This is a genomic window from Sneathiella aquimaris, assembly GCF_026409565.1.
Lineage (GTDB): Bacteria > Pseudomonadota > Alphaproteobacteria > Sneathiellales > Sneathiellaceae > Sneathiella > Sneathiella aquimaris.
On record NZ_CP112881.1, the window covers coordinates 513,473 to 532,011 of the forward strand.

At 49.7% G+C, this 18,539-nt stretch carries 9 protein-coding genes; 7 read left to right on the top strand and 2 right to left on the bottom strand.

The annotated features are described in order from the left end of the window. Positions 1-207: 207 nt before the first annotated feature. From OIR97_RS02335 to OIR97_RS02370, 6 genes are all read left to right on the top strand, one after another. A complete protein-coding gene (locus OIR97_RS02335; protein ID WP_169544106.1) occupies positions 208-1,974 on the top strand; it encodes a peptidase domain-containing ABC transporter in 1,767 nt (588 codons plus the stop codon). Further along, positions 1,971-3,257 carry an HlyD family type I secretion periplasmic adaptor subunit gene (locus tag OIR97_RS02340; RefSeq protein ID WP_169544107.1) on the top strand — a complete coding sequence of 429 codons (1,287 nt, stop codon included), beginning with the start codon at positions 1,971-1,973 and terminating at the stop codon, positions 3,255-3,257. The genes OIR97_RS02335 and OIR97_RS02340 overlap by 4 nt, the downstream gene beginning before the upstream one ends. Position 3,258: 1 nt before the next feature. Beyond that, entirely contained in the window at positions 3,259-5,514 is a 2,256-nt protein-coding gene (locus OIR97_RS02345) for a CHASE2 domain-containing protein (RefSeq protein WP_169544108.1), read from the top strand. 125 nt (positions 5,515-5,639) lie between these two features. After that, positions 5,640-6,956, top strand: coding sequence for a TolC family outer membrane protein (locus OIR97_RS02350; protein ID WP_169544109.1), 1,317 nt, complete (start codon positions 5,640-5,642; stop codon positions 6,954-6,956). A 128-nt stretch (positions 6,957-7,084) separates the two neighbouring features. After that, positions 7,085-13,093, top strand: a complete 6,009-nt coding sequence (locus tag OIR97_RS18685) for a FecR domain-containing protein (RefSeq protein ID WP_169544110.1) — start codon at positions 7,085-7,087, stop codon at positions 13,091-13,093. 140 nt (positions 13,094-13,233) lie between these two features. Continuing rightward, on the top strand, positions 13,234-13,815 hold the full coding sequence (locus OIR97_RS02370; protein ID WP_169544111.1) for a PhnA domain-containing protein: 582 nt from the start codon (positions 13,234-13,236) through the stop codon (positions 13,813-13,815). A gap of 36 nt (positions 13,816-13,851) precedes the next feature. Here OIR97_RS02370 and OIR97_RS02375 read toward each other — a convergent pair whose 3' ends face one another. Next, positions 13,852-14,634 carry an enoyl-CoA hydratase/isomerase family protein gene (locus OIR97_RS02375; protein ID WP_169544112.1) on the bottom strand — a complete coding sequence of 261 codons (783 nt, stop codon included), beginning with the start codon at positions 14,632-14,634 and terminating at the stop codon, positions 13,852-13,854. A 361-nt stretch (positions 14,635-14,995) separates the two neighbouring features. Between OIR97_RS02375 and OIR97_RS02380 the strand changes: the two genes are divergently transcribed. Continuing rightward, positions 14,996-17,788 carry a CHASE3 domain-containing protein gene (locus OIR97_RS02380; protein WP_169544113.1) on the top strand — a complete coding sequence of 931 codons (2,793 nt, stop codon included), beginning with the start codon at positions 14,996-14,998 and terminating at the stop codon, positions 17,786-17,788. 42 nt (positions 17,789-17,830) lie between these two features. Here the strand turns inward: OIR97_RS02380 and OIR97_RS02385 are convergent, their stop codons facing one another. Then, entirely contained in the window at positions 17,831-18,364 is a 534-nt protein-coding gene (locus tag OIR97_RS02385) for a glycine cleavage system protein R (protein ID WP_169544114.1), read from the bottom strand. Between the last annotated feature and the right edge of the window lie 175 nt (positions 18,365-18,539).

An 18,539-nucleotide genomic window follows, 5' to 3' on the forward strand; every position in this document is an offset into this window, starting at 1 on the left:
AAGACCCTCCTGTTTGCCACAGTTCTCTTATATGAGTAGTATATATATTCTAAAGTGTTTTGTAATGTTTGCTGATTTGGCGTCAATAATGTTAGTTAACCTATAATTGGGAATTGCAGACCGCTTAAGAAACCAAAATTGTTCAATGGTCTGTCGATATGATTAACTAGGCTTGAATGTTCTATAGTCTGGCTGAAAGGGGTGGAAATGGTTGGAGGTACCCGATGGTTTGCGGCAATACGTCAGACGATCCGGCCACAGCTTATTGAGCTTATTTTCTACTCTTTTTTCGTCAACATACTGGCGCTGGTTATTCCGCTGTTTGTTCTGCAAGTGTATAACCGGGTCGTTGCTTTTGGAAATATCGCAACCCTACAGGGGCTCGTGGGCGGTGTTGCGCTGGCCCTTCTTTTTGATTTTCTACTGCGCCAGATAAGAAGCAGGCTTATCCAGCGTGTCGCGCTGCGATTGGATATGGGCCTTTCCGACTTATTGATGAAAAAGATATGGGCGTTGCCCTTGCGTCATCTGGAAAATCGGTCTACCAGTTACTGGTTAGGACTTTTCCGCGATACGGACACGGTGCGAAATACTGTCGCGGGTCCGCCTTTCCTGCTGCTGGTGGATTTACCCTTTGCCATTTTATTCATTATTCTGATTTTTATAATTGCGAAACCGATCGCCTGGGTCTTCCTGTCTTTCATTCCAATTTTTATCTTGCTGGCGGCTATCTCCGGGAAGATGGTCGCCAAAGCCAGCGATGCTGAGAAGAACAGTCGGCGCAGTCGGGACTCTATCATTGGCGATATGATCGGCAGCCGGGGGACGGTGAAGGCGTTATCGCTGGACCGTGGGCTGGCGAAAATGTCAGAAGCCGTGTTTGCAGATACGGTTGAACAGTCTTTAAAGCGCGGTGTTCGTCAGGACGGTTTTATCAATGCGGGAACGGTTCTGACCCTTTCAACAACTGTCGTTATCACCAGTTTTGGCGCTTTGGCCATTATTAATCAGGAACTGAGCATCGGCGCCTTGATCGCGGCCAATATGCTGTCAAATCGGGTGATCAGTCCGTTCAGTCAGTTGGTGGGCGCCTGGAAAAACTTTGCCTCTTTTCGCCAATCCATGACCCGCTTGACCGAGGTCATGAAAATGCCAACGGAAAGAGAAGTGGAAACCATTTTCCCCGATCAGCCAACAGGGTATATGAAGGCGGAGAATATTACGTTTAAATATGCCTCAGACGGAGAGCCTGTTCTGGAAAACCTGTCTGTGGACTTTAAACCAAATGCCGTTCATATGCTCATGGGTCCCAATGGGGGGGGTAAAAGTACGCTGGCCAAGCTGTTAAAAGGACTTTACATGCCAGAAGACGGGCGGGTTTTGCTGGATGGGGCAGATATCAGCCAGTTTACACGGTCGCAGCTTGCTCAGTGGATTGGGTATGTTCCGCAGGAAACGGTTATGCTGCAAGGCAGTATTCGGGAAAATATAGCCGGATTACGGGATGACATTTCTGATGCTGACATTATCGAAGCCTGTTCAAAGGTCGGCATCCATCAGATGATTTCCAACTTTCCAGATGGGTATGGGACAGATGTCGGCGAGGCGGGCTCCGCCCTGTCCGGTGGTATCCGACAGCGTTTGTCGATAGCGCGGGTTCTGGTTGGAAAGCCAGCCGTTCTTTTGTTTGATGAACCGACTGCGAGCCTTGACAGACAGGCTGAAAACGCCTTTCGCGACCTGTTGAAGACCTTATCCGAAGAGGCGACAATTATCGTCATTTCGCATTCACCGATTTTATTGGGGGCAACTGATTTTCTCCATCTGGTGGACCGCAAACGCATTATTTTGAGTGGACCTCGAGATGATGTGTTGAAAGCGATCGACCAAAAATCCCGACAAATGACGGCAAATGGCGACAGCAATGGAAAAGACCCGAAAATAGGCGGTAAGAGCGAGGCCTGGGGCGCATGAGCAATTACGCTGAACTGGAACGTAAATATCCTCTTTCCGCTTGGCGGTGGGCTGGACTGCTGGCGATCGGAATGATCACGGCGTTCGTCATCTGGACACAATATGCCATTTTTGAAGAGGTTGCTGTCCTGCCGGGTGAGGTTGTACCAAGAGACCAAGTGAAGGTTATTCAGCATCTGGAAGGCGGCATTGTCGAAAGTATTTTCGTCAAGGAAGGGCAGCTGGTTCAGGAGGGGGATCCGCTGATGCATTTGGATCTGGCCATCAATGCAATCAATGAAAAAGCCCTGAACGCCCAGTTGCAGGGCTTGTTGATCAAGCGGGCTCGCTTGATTGCGGAAAGCGAAAATAGTGCGCCCAATTACCCAAAGACAACGGACGAAGTTGTAAAAGCCGTGCTGGAGGCGGAGAAAAATATCCACCGAACCCGGCTTGCCCAACACAGCTCAAAGCTCAAAATTCTAGAGGACAAGGCCCAGCAAAAAAAGCTGGATGTGGATCAATTACAGATCAAGAAAAAAGCAATTCAGGCTGATCTGGAAGTGGCCCGGCGGAAGTTTTCCATGTCCAAAGAATTGCTGTCGGCCAATTTAACCCCAAAAATTGAGCATCTTGAATTGGAAATAGCGCTGACCCGGCTGGAAGGGGAGCTCAAGATACTGGGTCCTTCCATACCCCGTGCGAAAGCGGCGGCCTCTGAATTTTTGGAAAAAGTACAGGAAGAAAAGCTGAATTTTATCCGGGATGCCCAAGAGCAATTGAGTAAAACAGAAATTGAAATTGCCCGTTTGCGAGAGCTGTTGGTAACAGCGGGTGAACAGGTGACACGCACAACTGTTCGCAGTCCCATTGATGGGATTGTTAAAAACCTGAGGATCAACACACTTGGCGGGATTGTCCGGCCGGGGGATGCGATCATGGATATTGTCCCGTCTTCCGATATTCTTGTTGTTGAGGCAAAACTGAACCCGGCCGATCGTGCGTTTATCGAGGTTGGCCAGCAGGTTACCGTGAAACTGACCGCTTATGATTTCTTTACATATGGGGGATTGTCAGGGCGTGTTTCAAACATTGCGGCGGATTCCACAACAACATCGGATGGGGAAACATTTTTCAAGGTTATTGTGGAAACAGAGACAGGGAATGCAGACAAGGTTGATCAGCTCCTTGTAACGCCGGGCATGCAAGCCATGGTGGATGTCCATACCGGGTCAAAATCGGTAATGCAATATCTGCTGCAGCCTGTTCTGAAGATGCGCCACGAAAGTTTTAGGGAACGCTAGAATGTCGGATAAAAGGGGTGCAAAAAACAGAAATATCTTCGTGCGCTTTTTTTATGGTCTTTATGATGTTTTCGCCGGCTCTCTCGGGAAGAAGTTTGCCTGGGCCATTCTGCTTTCAATTCTGTATCTGCAATATCTGAACACCCCCTTTATTGAAGGTATTCGCAACCGGTCCTTTGACATTTACCAACGGATCGCCCCGCGGATAGAAAAGACGGTATCTCCTGTTGTTGTGGTTGATATTGATGAGAAAAGTATTGGTGCGCTGGGCCAGTGGCCGTGGTCGAGAGATGTTCTTGCGGATCTGATTACCAAGCTGACCGAGGCGGGTGCCGTTGTGATCGGCTTTGATATTGTGTTTCCTGAACCAGATCGTTTGTCGCCGCCTGTTCTGGCAAATCAATTGAAGGGGTTGGATGCGCAAACGCGGAAAAGACTCTCTGAAATGAAGGGGAGCGATGAGAATTTTGCGGCGGCAATCGCGAATAGTCGTGTGGTGCTTGGCGGATTTATCAGCAATGATCCCTCAGTCCTTCAAACGGAAACCCTGGAGCGAATGCCCAGTGTTAATTTTATGGGGGTAAATCCAAAGAAATTCGTAAAGCCCGCGGCGCATTATGTGGGGAATGTAGATGTGTTGGAGGCTGCCGCGGCTGGCTACTCCAACTTCTCACTCGATAGTGATTTTGACGGTATTATCCGGCGCATTCCGCTTTTGAACAGGGTGGGTGACAAGCTCATTCCTATCCTTGGTTTGGAGATGCTGCGTGTTGCAACCGGCCGCAATATTCTGGTTAAGTCCAATCCGGCTGGTGTCGAAGGGGTCGTTATTGCCCGCTCGCTTATCCCAACGGATGGGTATGGGCGCATGTGGATCCGATATTCCAAATTTGATGACGCAAACTACTTCCCTGCGGTTGATATTTTACAAGGTAGGATTGGTTCCGCCGAGATAGCGGGAAAGCTCGTTTTGGTCGGCACCAGTGCAACAGGGCTCAAAGATTTGCGATCGACTCCGGTGAATTCTGTGGTGCCCGGTGTTGAAGTTCACGCCCAAATGCTGAAAACGGTTTTTGAAGGTGATTTTCTGTATCGGGGAGACCTCATGCGAGCAGTCGAATGGCTGGTGATTCTTGTGTTTGGGCTCCTATTAATTGTATTTGTTCCTCGTTTCGGAGCCAGAACGACATTTTTTTCTGTTCTTTTTGCAGTTGGTCTGGCCGTTTTATGTTCGGCCTATTTGTATATTGAAATGTCGATTTTGATGGACGTAACCTTCCTGATGGGCGCCGTTACTTTTATGTATATCGCGCTAGTCTATTCGGGCTTCCGGTCCGCCGAACAACAGCGCAGTCAGATCAGAAGCGCCTTTTCTCATTATCTTTCCCCGGAAATGGTTAATAAACTCACGGATTCTCCCGATAGTCTCCATCTCGGAGGAGAGGTGCGCAGGATGACGTTTCTTTTCTGTGACATCCGAGGCTTTACGGCAATATCCGAAAAATTTTCTGATGACCCTGTCGGTTTGACCGACCTGATAAATCAGTTTCTGACCCCCATGACGGATGTGATTTTGCAACATGGCGGAACGATCGATAAATATATGGGCGATTGTATTATGGCGTTCTGGAATGCACCGCTGGAAGATGAGGCGCATGCCCGTAATGCCCTGAATGCCGCTACGGAAATGCAGCGTCGCCTTAAAGAAGTTAATAGAACCAGTCGTTTAAGGGTCGAGGAAGAAGGTGGGACGTTTACCGAGATTAGGGTGGGTATCGGTTTGAATACCGGGCCGTGCGTGGTTGGCAATATGGGATCGGACCAGCGTTTTGACTATTCTGTTCTAGGCGATGCAGTGAATTTGGCATCCCGCCTCGAAGGGCAATGCAAGCAATATGGAATGGATATTATTGTCGGCGAAGAGACCTATGAGGAAGTGGACCAGCAGGCGTTATTGGAGCTGGATGTTATCGCGGTGAAGGGAAAAGACCGTGCCGTCAGGATTTTCGGAAGCCTCGCTCATCATGATGCATTTTTAGGCAGTCGTGTCGAGCGATTGAAGGTGCTGAATGAAGAAATGCTTGCTCTTTACCGGGCAAGGGCGTGGGACGAAGCCGAAAAGAAGGCTGTTGAATGTCAGACGATTTACCCCGAGTTGAATAAATTCTTTGGGCTGTATGTCGCCCGAATACGGGAATTCAAAAAGACCCCCCCCGATGACAGCTGGACGGGTATTTACATTTCGCAAACAAAATAACCGCAATAAGTGTGATAGACAGGTGCCGTATTTTTGGATATTTCTTAAATATTAGTTAAAAGTGTTCGAAAATTTGGAATAATAACAAACTGAATACAAGATTTTTTGTGCTTTTGGGGAAGACTATGCAGTTTCGGATTACGGGGTGTAAGAATATTATTCGGATTGGGGTGGGCGTCGCAGTGTTAAGCACGGCTTTGTTTTCTGGATCGGTTGCCACCGCTGATAGTTTGCAGGAAGACCTGAAGTATTTATTGGAAAATCACCCGAAGCTTGCAGCGGGGAAGCAAAATATTGTTTCGGCTGAAAAGGGAATTGACGCAGCGTATTCAGGTTTTTTACCCAAAGTTTCAATCAACGGCGATGCCGGTTGGGAGACGACTGATAATCGGTCATTGGATGGCCGCTATGATACTGACCGCTACAAGGCGGGTATTTCAGTTCGTCAAAACCTGTTTCAGGGGCAAAGGACAACAGCGGATATAAGTTCTGCTGAAACACAAAAGAACATTGCCGATGTTGAGTTGTCATTTGTGACCCAGCAGCTGATTTATGAAGGAGTTGTTGCGTATCTCAATGTTGAGCGTTTCCAGTTCCTCGATTTGCTTGCGCGGGATAATGAAGACACGCTGAAAAAGCAATTGCGGCTTGAAGATGAACGGGTGCAACGCGGCGCCGGAATTGAAGTGGATGTGCTGCAGGCCAAATCCCGCTTGCAACGGGCGATCGAACGCCGGGTTGCTTTTCAGGGGCTGTTGAAAGAGGCGAAATCTCGTTATCTGCAGGTGTTTGGTAAACCTGCAAACAATGTCGGTGTCTTTGATGCGGTTCCGCCGCTTGAGAAAATGCCAACAACGCTGGATGACGGTTTGCTTCGGGCGGTGGAAACGAATTTGCAGATCCAGAGCGTGAAGCTTCAGGTTGAGAATACGGAATACCAGAAAATACAGGCTTCGTCTGATTATTATCCATCAATTGATGCGGTCGCCCGCTATGACTGGGAACGGGATGTGGATGGTACAAAAGGAACAGAGAAAAGCTTCTTTACGGGGCTGGAACTGAACTGGGAAATTTTTTCAGGCTTTCTGACGGACGCTCGTGTTGGTCAGGCGGCGGCCCGGCACAGCGGCTCACTGGCCTCTTTGCAATTTGCAAAGCAGAAAGTCGAAGAAGAAGTTCGGATCGCGTGGGATGCATTGGAGACAGCCCGGGAACGGGAAAACCTTCTGAAGAACGCGGTGAATATTGCCGCGGAAGTATTTGTTGCTCGCCAACGCCTCAGGGATGGCGGCAAGGAAACTGCATTGAACGTGCTGGATGCAGAGAACGAATTTTATAACGCTCGAATTGCTCAGGTTGGTGCAACCTATGAAGCGCGAGCGGCTGTGTATCGAGTATTGCTCGCCATTGGTGAGTTGAGCCCGGAGAACCTGGAACTGTAATTTTCAGTTTTGATGTTTGACGGCAAGTAAGACGTGTTTTGATAATTTGTCTTTTCGTTCCGGGGGGCTGCGAATAGTCAAATTTGGTTTCGTTATTTTCCGGTGGGTTTTCCTGCCAAGGGGGTATTATGGCTATTGATCGAACTGAAGTTGGAACGACTGACGTTGGAACGTCTGATCCAGTTAATCCGCTAGGATTGGGATTAGGAGCTGAGCGCGGAATAGAGGCGGCGCATACTGTTCCCATGGGTTCATTCATTCTGGATGCCGCTTATTCACGCGACGGTCAGGATTTGAAGCTTGAGGATGCGCTCGGCCGTGAGTTGGTTATTGATGGGTATTTTTCTGATACTCCCTACCTTCCTTTGGTCAACGAAAATGGTGCAATGGTCCGTGGCGACTTTGTTGCCCGCCTAGCAGGCCCCGGTCAGGTCGCGCAATCTACAACCAGCGGGACCGATTTAGGGGATCCTGTCGGGACGATTGAAAGTCTGGAAGGGCAGGCGACAGTTCAGCATGCAGACGGAACAAGTGAAACACTTCAGCCCGGCAGCGACATTTACCAAAATGATATTATCGAGACAGGTAGTGATGCCGTCTTGGGCGTCTTGATGAAAGACGGTTCTGTTCTGGGGATAGGCGAGTCCTCCAGGATGACCATTGATGAGTTTGTTTTTGATAATTCATCCAATGACGGTGCCATTGGGCTTTCTTTCCTTAAAGGCGCAATTTCGTTTGTGTCCGGAAAAATTGCCAAGAACGATTATGATGACGTTGAAATCAAGGTCCCTTACGGATCAATTGGTATTCGCGGAACGGAATTTGTCGTCGATATCGCACCGGATGGTACTGCAACGGTGTCCGTGCTGGATGGTGCCGTTTTCACCGGCGGTAACGGGCAACAGCTTATTCTGGATCCCGGCCAGTTTGCCCTGATCGGATCCTTGGGCCTTTCCCCTGTCGAGCAGCTGGCGATTGCCGCTATTCAGGCACGGTACGAGCGTATTCTGGATGCGCAGAATATTACCATCAATATCCGCGACGGTCGGGAAGAAGATGGCGAAGGACTGGATGTAAGTCCAGAAGGCGGCGGGAACCAGCCTTCAGATGAACCTGGTGATGGCGATAGAGGGGATCTGGAAGACTTTATCAAAGTGGTTGAGGGGGACCCAAATCAGGGCCTTAATCAGGCAGATCCTAATTTGGATATCACTGAAATTGCCGGAGAAGATATTGGCCTTATCCCAAATCCGAACGGCATTGGCGGCGGCGCAGGTTTTAATCCTTTCGACCCTGATAATGATGGCTTGCCAGGTGTAACCAACCCATCCAATTTTGATTTCTCAGGCACTGATGGCGACGATACCTTCATCGGCGGGCCTTCCAATGATTTCATTTTTGGGTTTGGAGGCAATGATACGCTTTCCGGCGCAGGGGGCGATGACTTTGTCAGTGGCGGCGACGGTGATGATTTTGTCAGCGGGGATGGCGGTGATGACACCGTCGATGGCGGCAACGGAGATGATATTGTCGCCGGCGGTGAAGGCAGTGTGGACTTGCTGTATGGCGGCGCCGGTAACGATGAAATCTATGGCGATCGCATTATTGATGATGACCCGACAACCGGTGATCTGGATACACTTTACGGTCAAGAAGGGGATGACACCCTTTATGGCGGCGGCGGCGATGATCAGCTGTTTGGTGGTGAAGGACAGGATTCTCTGGTTGGCGGATTTGGTGATGACCTGCTTTTTGGCGGCGCGGGTCAGGATGTTGCGGCCTTTGACGGTAGCAGCAGTGACTTCAGCCTGGTCGCCACAGAGACCGGTTTTAGACTAGAGAACCTGAATACGGGGGAGTCGGATACTCTGGTTGATATTGAAAAAGTGTCTTTTGATGATGATGCTTTTTCATTGGTTACCTTTGATCTGAGCGGAGATGCCGCTGTTAATGAGGGAGGGCTTGCAAGTTATACAGTTTCATTGGGCGGTGTTCCGCTTGTTGCGGGTCAATCGGCGACAGTTCAGGTTTCAATCACCGATTTAGAGACATCATCTTCTGACTACGGAAACCTCATGACTGCCCTGCAATCAGCGGCCGACGCGGCTGCAGGAATAAGCTTCAACGGGGCGGGACAGCTCACGTTTGAAGGTGGTTTCGGATCCGAAACATCCTTGACGTTTGAGTTGCCAATCCCAGTGGATCTGCCGATTGAAACAGCGGAACAATATAACGTTGTTTTGAGCAATCCTGGGGGATCCGGCCCCGCCGGAATGGGTGTTTTTTCGGCCATTAAGAATTCCGATGTGACCACGGAAATTTCAGATCAGAGTGCAGCAAATATTGCATGGTCGTTAGAACAAACGTCCAACATAGTTGGCGAAGGCCAGTCTGCAACCTATACAGTTTCTTTTTCAGGTGTCACTCTGGGAACAGGAAGTGAAGCCTCTATTGATGTTGCTATAGTGACGGGGTCCGCCGGGAGCGATGATCTTGCGGCAGCCCTGAATGATCAATTGTCTGCTGCTGCGGATGTAGTGGCGGGCGTGACGGTTGTTGGGAACCGTCTGACATTTTCAAGCAACGCGCCTCAATCCTTTAGTTTTGACATCCCGCTTGCGGTCGATGGCCTTGCTGAAGGCACTGAAGACTATTCGTTGGTTATCTTTAATTCCCAAGTAGATGGTGTCGCGACAGGCTCCATTAATACCGGGAATGTTACAACCAATATTTCTGATGCAGCGGCCGACGGGATCGTCTTCGGTTTGACCGGCTCGGACGTGGTTGTTGAAGGTAACGGTGCTACCTATACCGTTGGTTATGCGGGCACGCTGGCCGCGGGAGAGACAGCCAGTGTCACTGTATCCCTTGATCATATCAGCACAGAGGCGTCGGATCTGGGGCCTTTGGTCGCTGCCTTGAACGCAGCCGTCTCTGCGACCTCAGGTGTGACGCTGGACGGGACGACCCTTACTTTTGATCACACGGTGAACTCTCTTGATTTTACGGTAGACACCCTTGTTGATGGTCTTGTAGAGGGAACGGAAAGTTTTTCTGTCAGCCTGACTGGTAGCGCCTCAGAGACGGGCGTCGCCACTGAAGTTGACACCGATAATGATGGAATACAGACATCGGTTACAAATATTGACCCTGCCTTTATCACCTTCTCCCTGACAACGGATCAGGAGATCGTATCCGAAGGAAGTTTTGCAAATTACTCCCTGACATACAGCGGAACGATGCCCCCGGAAGAGACCGTTTCGGTTGATGTGACACTTACGGATATCGATACGGATACGCAGGATTACGGTGACCTTCTTGCGGCGTTGGCGACAGCCGCAGCGCTGGTTGACGGGGTTACTGTTGTTGGAAACACGGTTACCTTTGACAGCAGTGTTTCCCAACTGGATTTCTCTCTGGCGCTTACCAGCGGCGATAGTGTTGAAGCCTCCGAGCCATTCTCGCTTGGGCTTGAGAATCCGGGTATTTCAGATGGTGGTGTTGCCGTTCTGGGAGCAAATACCTCTGTTATAACCACTATCGAGGATCAGGATGAACTCTCCCTGTCCTTTGCCTCGAACAGCCAGTCTAAACTGGAAGGGCAGGCCGCCAGCTATACGATTGTGCTTGCCGGTTTGGCTGTCGGGCTTGCGTCATTGCCTGTCGGCTCTTCAGTGCAATTTGATCTGGCCGTTGATTTTGGATCCGCGGATGCGTCCGATCTATCGGAAACACTTGCAGAGGCGTTAAACGATCTGCCGGATGGCGTCTCCTTCTCTGGGAATGGTAACAGCGTTACTGTTACCGTATCCGATACCGCAGCGTTTACGGGCGGCGCGCTAAACATCGATTTTGATCTCTTGCTGGCGGGTGAAGATGCCATTGAGCCCAATGAGACCTTTAACCTGACAATCAGTAACATCAATGGAACGGGAGTTTCGGTAACCTCTGCTGTGGCGGACAGCGTAACGACCATTTTGGATGATGGTATTTCAGGTGTGCCGACACCGGGGAATGATTCAATAACGGGAACAGACAATGGTGATTTGATCGATGCTCTTGCTGGTGACGATATTGTCCGGGGCGGCGACGGGAACGATACAATCCTTGGAAGTGCTGGGAATGACCTTCTTTTCGGGGACGATGGAGACGATAGCCTGAGCGGTGGAAGTGGGAATGATACCCTGCTTGGCGGAGATGCCAATGACATCCTGATGGGCGGCGAAGGAGTAAACCGTCTGGAAGGAGGACAAGGGGATGACCTTTTTGTCCTCGGATTGGGAGATGGTGATCATGTCGCTGTCGATACCGATGGTAATGATGGTGTCCAAATAGAAGATTTCCTGAACGCAGAGCGTGTCGGCAGCTCAGATCTGGTCTTTCATCAGACAGATGGATCCAGCCTTACCATTGATGATTTCTTCGGCGCTAGCAGCATTACAACTGCGCATCTGCTAAACCCCGGCGGATATGATTCTTATACAATCAGTAAAACAGTGGGCGGTACCGATGGAAATGATTTGATTGTTGGTTATGCCGGTATCGATGACTTGCTAAGCGGTGAAAATGGTGATGACCTCCTGTTAGGCGGAACTGGGGATGATACTCTGTCTGGCGGTGCAGGAAATGACCTGTTGTTTGGTGACGCAGGAGACGATCTGCTGATTGGCGGTCTTGGTGACGATGCCATTGATGGCGGTGAGGGTGTGGACACGGCGTCTTATGCGGGCGCAAGTGGCGGTATTTCTGTTGGTTTCAGCGGTGATTTTGCGGTTTCCGGCAGTGCAGGCACGGATAATCTTCAAAATGTCGAACGTGTCATTGGTTCCGCGTTTAACGATACATTACTGGCTAGTGCGCCTTCAGGGGATGAGGAACCCGCCAGGATCTTCATTGAAGCCAATGACGGTAATGACCTGATTGCAGGAAACGGCAACACGACAATTGAATACAGGCTGGCGAATGGCGGTGTTCTTGTCAATCTGGGGATTGGACTTGCAAATGATAGTCTGGGCGCGACCAATGTTGGAAGTGACACGTTGCTTGGCGGGATTAATGGCGCGGTTGGTTCTGATTTTGCAGACAGCCTGACCGGTAGTGATCGTGATTATGTTGAAACCTTCGCCGGTTTCGCTGGAAACGATACCATAGAGGGTGGCGAGGGTTACGATATCGCCCTTTATAACAGTGCGGAACAAACTCAGAGTGTGGACGTCAATCTTGGAACGGGTATCGCCCTGAACGACGGTTTTGGTTTTTCGGATATATTGAGTGGTATTGAAGAAGTCCATGGCGGCGCACTGGGGGATATGCTTACCGGGTCTTCCTCTGCCAACGTTCTTGTCGGTAATGGGGGCGATGACAGTCTGGATGGCGGTGCTGGTTCAGACGTTATTTTTGCCGGTGAAGGCAGCGACACGGTTTTTGGGGGCTCTGGATATGACCGTCTGGATTATAGCGACAGTGATCAGGGCATTCAGGTTGACTATGTCGGCTCTGGAGCGGGCACCGTCAATGACGGAACCGGCATTGATCTCTTTGCTTCCATCGAGGCGATTACCGGATCGGATTATGATGATCTGTTTAACGGTGCAGACGGCTTCGATGTGATGATGGGCGGCGCGGGTGACGATACGTTGAACGGCGGTAGCGGCAATGATGATCTAAAGGGTGGTATCGGTCATGATGTGCTAAACGGCGGGGGCGACAATGACTCGCTAACCGGTGGTTCAGGGTTGGATACCATGAGCGGTGGTGATGGTGTTGACCGCTTCTTCTTTGATGCGTTGAGTGACGCTGTTGATGTTGCTTTCAATACTGTCTTCAATGGCCCAAGCGACGTGATCGAGGATTTTCAGGCAGGCGTGGACAGATTGGTTCTGGACGGTCTGGAGTTTGATTTCAATGGGAGCTTCGATGCTGCGGACGATTTTCTCTCGACGATTGGAGGCGTGGCTTTCGATGGTACCAATGCTGATTATTCAGGCGCTCAGAACACGGGTGAAGCGAAGCTGATCTTTGACGGTAGCCGTCTGTATTATGATGATAACGAAAGCGCCGATGGATATACGGTCGTTGCTGAGTTCAGCTCGGGTGATATTTCGGGGGCGGACGTCGATGTAACGTCCGTTGCCTAATCTGCAAAATTCTCAATAATTAATAGGGTGCAGGGACAGGTTTCGGCTGTCCCTGTCTCAAACCGTCTGATAGGGTCCTCCAAAATAAATCCGTGAGGACGGTTTTCTGCTGTTCTTGCATTCACTCTGCGGAATAAACGATGTCTCTTGAAGCCGATCTCCTTGAAAGAAGTCAGTCAAAATGCGAATTATGCGGTGCCTCCGACACGCTTGGTGTGCTGGATGTTTCGCTTGACGGTGTTCCCGACGCACAGAGCTCCGCTCTTGTCTGCGAAACATGCCGGGCACAAACTGCCAATGAAACCGATCTAAACCCTCATCACTGGCATTGCCTGAACGAAACCATGTGGAGTGATATTGGGGCTGTGAAGGTTCTGGCGTGGCGCTTGCTGAATCGTCTGAAAGCCGAGAGCTGGGCGCAGGATTTACTCGACATGCTGTATATGGAAGAAGAGGAACTTAGTTGGGCGAAAGCGGGCCTCATGGATCAGGACGAGGGCGCGCGTGTTATTCACAAAGATAGCAATGGTGCAGTCCTCTCCGCGGGGGATACAGTGATCCTGATCAAGGACCTGCCTGTAAAAGGTGCTGGTTTTACTGCGAAACGAGGTACCGCCGTTCGCAATATCTCGTTGGTACCTGATAACCCCCAGCATATTGAGGGCCGGGTGAGTGGTCAGCAAATTGTTATCCTGACCCAATTTGTCAAGCGATCAACCTGATACGATTGATCGCGTTGATATCCGGAGGGGCGCTGATTAGCGCCCTTTCCAAACGGGCGCTCTTTTTTCGATATAGGCTTTGCGGGCTTCCCGGCTGTCTTCAGAAGCAAAGGCCACGGCCATTGCGTCCAGTGCTGTTGGCGGAACCTGTTTAAACGCCATATCTTCTACCCGATACATCAGTTCGCGAGCGGATTTGAGCCCGATGGGAGATAATTTGGCCAATTTTTCCGCCAGCGCCCGGGTCTCGGAATACAGGTCTTCCCTCGGCACCATCCGCGTGATCAAGCCGAGCTGATCGGCTTGAGCGGCAGGCATGGGATCCCCTGTCAAGATCAGTTCCGCGGCTTTCATGCGGCCAATTAACTTTTGCAGGTGCCAAACATGCATGCCCGGCGGAGCCGCCAGATTAGGGACGCCGGGATACCCGAAATCGGCATCATCTGATGCAATAATCATATCACAGGCAAAGGCCAGTGTGCAGGCGCCTTCTCGGGCATATCCCTGAACGGCGCATATGATGGGTTTTGATAGCGCACGCACTCGCTCAACGGTTTTGATATAAAAAAGGCTGAGAAAGTCCTTCATTTCAGTGGGGCCAAAGCTTTCGAGGAATTTGAGATCAACTCCCCCTGAAAGACCACGCCCTTCTCCTTTCAGGATGATGACACGCACATTTTCATCGGCATCGGCAAGGTCAAGGGCGGCAAGATATTCGTGTGTGAGGATGTCGTCGATCAGGTTGAGGGGCGGTCGATCCAGCGTAATCTCGGCAATCCTGTTGGCGGTTGAATAATTCAGTGTTTGGAACTCAGTCATTTTTTATGCAGAAACGTTCCCGGCAAGCCCCAGTTTACAGCTTGGAAAAGCCTTGGCAGGGGGCCACCTGGTAGGTTCTGTCCCTTTGTTATTCTTGTTCAGATTATCATAACGGCCAGCAAGATTGAGTGCAATGCGTGGCATTTTATGAAATTTATAAAAATTAAGTCTTTGAAATAAATATAGAATTTTAAAATACGTGAGAAAATTATCATGTTTAAGTACATGTTAATTTTTTCGAGGCACTCTTTTTCCAAATCAAAAAAGGGGGTTTGGCATGTGGGTTGTTGCGCTGAACCATAAATAAAATGCTTCCAGACGGTATCTTCTGGACATGGTGAAAAAGAGGATTGTGGGAACCATGGCAAAGAAAAAGCTCGGTTTTTCAACGGAAAAAAAACGTAAAAATAATGCTGTAATGGCAAAGTTTTCCAACTTGAAAACCAAAAGTAAGATTCTCCTGGGGATCTGTTTACCGCTTGTTTTGTTGATGGTTGTCGGCGTAGTTGCCGTCGTGGATATTGACTCCATGGTCTCCACCAACAAACGCTTGGACGAGTCGCGGACAACAGAAGCCAAGGCATCCGCGATTGTTTCTTCCGCCGTGAATATGGAAACAGGCATGCGCGGGTATCTCCTTGCCGGTCAGGAAGACTTCCTCACTCCTTATAAAAACGGTGAAACAGAAACCTATGCTTTAATCGAAGAACTCAAGGCGTTTCAAACAAGCAACCCAGACCAACTCGCGCGTCTTGAAAAAGCGGAAGAAATTCTCCGCAATTGGCAGAAAGATGTGACCGAACCGACCATTGAGCTGCGCCGTCAAATTGGTGACGCCCCGACTATGAACGATATGGCGAAACTGGTTGGCCAAGCCAAAGGGAAGGTGTATTTCGAAAAATTCAGAAAGCAGCTTTCCGAACTGATTAAAATTGAGCAGGACCGGCTAGCCACACGTAATGCAGAGTTTTCTGAAGCGAAAGACGCTGTGAAACAGCAGTTTGCTGTTGTGAAAGAAGCCGCAGCGGCGGTTGAGTATACGCAATCAATACTGACCGCTGTTTCGCGTATCGAGAACTACATTACGCAAATGCAGTCCGGATTACGGGGATATCTGATCGGCGGGAACGAAAAGTTCAAGGAAGATTATCAACAAGCCGAAGATATCATGTTTGCTGAACTTGAGGTGCTTGGACTTGTTGTTGAAGAAGACCCGGAACATGTAAAGAAGGTTGTTGAAGCTGACGAATTTATTTACGAGTGGGTCGAAACAGCAGTGAAGCCAGCGATTGCCCTGAGAGAAGGCGTCGATAATGGCACGAAAAACCTGATTCAACTTAATGGTTTTATTGGCGCAAATGTAGCTGCGGATAAACTGGAAGCGTTCAAAAATGCGCTGGGGGCTATTTCTCAAAAAGAAACTGAACGTGTACATTACAGAAAATCAGATGCACTGGCGGCTGAACAAAAAGTCGAAGCGGGCCTGGTTACAATGATCGTGAACGAACAGAAGGTTTCTGAAACCTACTCACTGATCACAAAGATTGAAACAACTTTGCTTGCTGCGGTTGATATGGAAACAGGCATGCGGGGGTATCTGCTGTCGGGTCAGGATGGGTTCCTGCAACCATATAAAGACGGCGCTGTTGCGTTTAAAGCAGCGGTTTCAGAGCTGAAAAGCCGAATGAAAGAGGACGCCAGTCAGCTTTCTCTTCTGGAAGCGGCTGAAAAAACAATGACGGGTTGGCAAAAAGATGTTGCAGATGTGACGATTGCTTTGCGCGCCCGGATTGGTGATGCAAAAACCATGGATGATATGGCCGACCTTGTTGGTCAGGCGCGTGGACAAAAATATTTCAGCGAGTTCCGCACGGTTATGAACGAATTCCAGCAGGTCGAACGTGATCAAATGCTGGAGCGGCAGCAAGCCAGTGAAGCGGCAGTTACAAGTACATATATGATCATCGGATTGTGTGTCCTTGGTGCCATCGCGATCGGGTTGGCGTTGGCCTTCGTTATCGGAAATGGTATTGCGAACCCAATTCGGAAAATGACTACCGCGATGAACGAACTTGCCAACGGCAAGCTTGATGCGGAAGTACCGTCCTCTGATACAAAAGATGAAATCGGTGAAATGGCCAAAGCGATGTCTATCTTCAAGGACAATGCGATTGAGGCAGAACGCTTGCGGACCGAAGCTGAGAAAAACGCAGCTGCACAGCGTGAACGCGAGGCTCAGGAAGCGGAAGAGAAACAGCGCCGGGAAATGGAAGCTGTCGCGGAAAAAGAGCGTCAGGAAAACGAAAATCGCGAAAACCTGCTTAAGTTGGCGTCTGAATTTGAAGCCTCTGTTGGGACCATTGCCTCAACAGTTGCCGAGGCCGCAAAAGATATGCAGTCTTCTTCACAACAGATGTTGAACACTGTAGAAGAGAGCAACCTGCAAACCTCTGGCGCATTGAGTGCGGCAGAACTGGCCTCTAGCAATGTGCAAACTGTGGCGTCTGCCGCTGAAGAGATGTCCAGTTCCATTCGCGAAATCAGTCAGCAGGTGAACCAGTCGACACGTGTTGCTGGTGATGCCGTAAAGCAGGCGGAAGATACCCATGAACAAATTCAGTTCCTTGTAAACTCTTCTCAGAAAATTGGTGAGGTGGTCGCCTTGATTACGGACATTGCCGAGCAGACGAACCTGCTGGCGTTGAACGCAACCATCGAGGCTGCCAGAGCCGGTGACGCGGGTAAAGGTTTCGCGGTTGTTGCAAGCGAGGTTAAAAACCTGGCATCGCAAACAGCGCGGGCAACTGAGGAAATTTCAAGCCAGATCAGCGGTATTCAGGGTGCAACACAGCAATCTGTTGATGCTATTCAGAATATCTCGACGACCATTGGTCAGATGGACGAGATTTCCGCGGCGATCGCTGCGGCGATTGAAGAACAGTCCGCGTCGACTGACGAAATTACTCGGAGTGCCGGTGAGGCCTCTTCTGGAACCAATGAAGTGACGACGAATATCTCGAACGTCACCCGGTCATCACAGGAAACCGGAAGCTCGGCAGGTCATATGCTGGAGCAATCCAACAGTCTGGCAGAACAATCTCAGGAACTGAACGAACAGGTCGCCTTGTTCCTTAAGAGTGTTCGCTCAGCGTAAAATTCAAAGTTTATTGGGAGGCGGGCTTAGACGCGTCTCCCTTTATCTTTTTACCGCTTCAAACGAGAGAGATTGGCCCAGCCCTTCTGCGGTATTGCCAAGGGCCGCCAGACAATTGTCAGCGCGTTCTTTCGGAATGTTAACAGAAAAGCGGGTTATAAAGCGGTTCCCGCTTGGGGTTTCCATCTGATCAGATTTTAATCGCACGATGTTGGAATCAAAATTGATGAAGACTTCAGAAAGCCGGGCCAGTAAGCCGGGCTGATCTTCTCCTTCACATTTGATACGGTGGGTGATTTCTTTCGGCGGCGTTTCCGAATTTCGAATGCTAAACCGTTTTATGTCGATCTCGGCATCTTCGAGACCAGTAACAGAATGAAGACCATCCGACAGATCCTGTTCGCTCAGGTCATTTGGAATTTCAAGGATACTGGTAAATTCACCACCTTTTCCCAAAATCGCAAATGTCGTATCGCCCAGATTGACCCCCCTGTCAAAAAGATGTCCTGTAACGTGTGAGATAAGGCCAACACGATCTTGAGAATAGACAGAAAGAAGGGCTTTATAACGGCTCATGATAATCCCTATCGGCAAAATGGGTTGTTGTTGTTTAGCAGTTTACACAATCACGTCACGGGCGGAAATCGAATATGCTTTTTATGGGCCCTTTATCCGTAAAAATGCGGGATGCGGGGCGTTGAATTGCTGATTGTATTAAAATTTCTCTATTTCCTAACCCAGCGTTAACGAA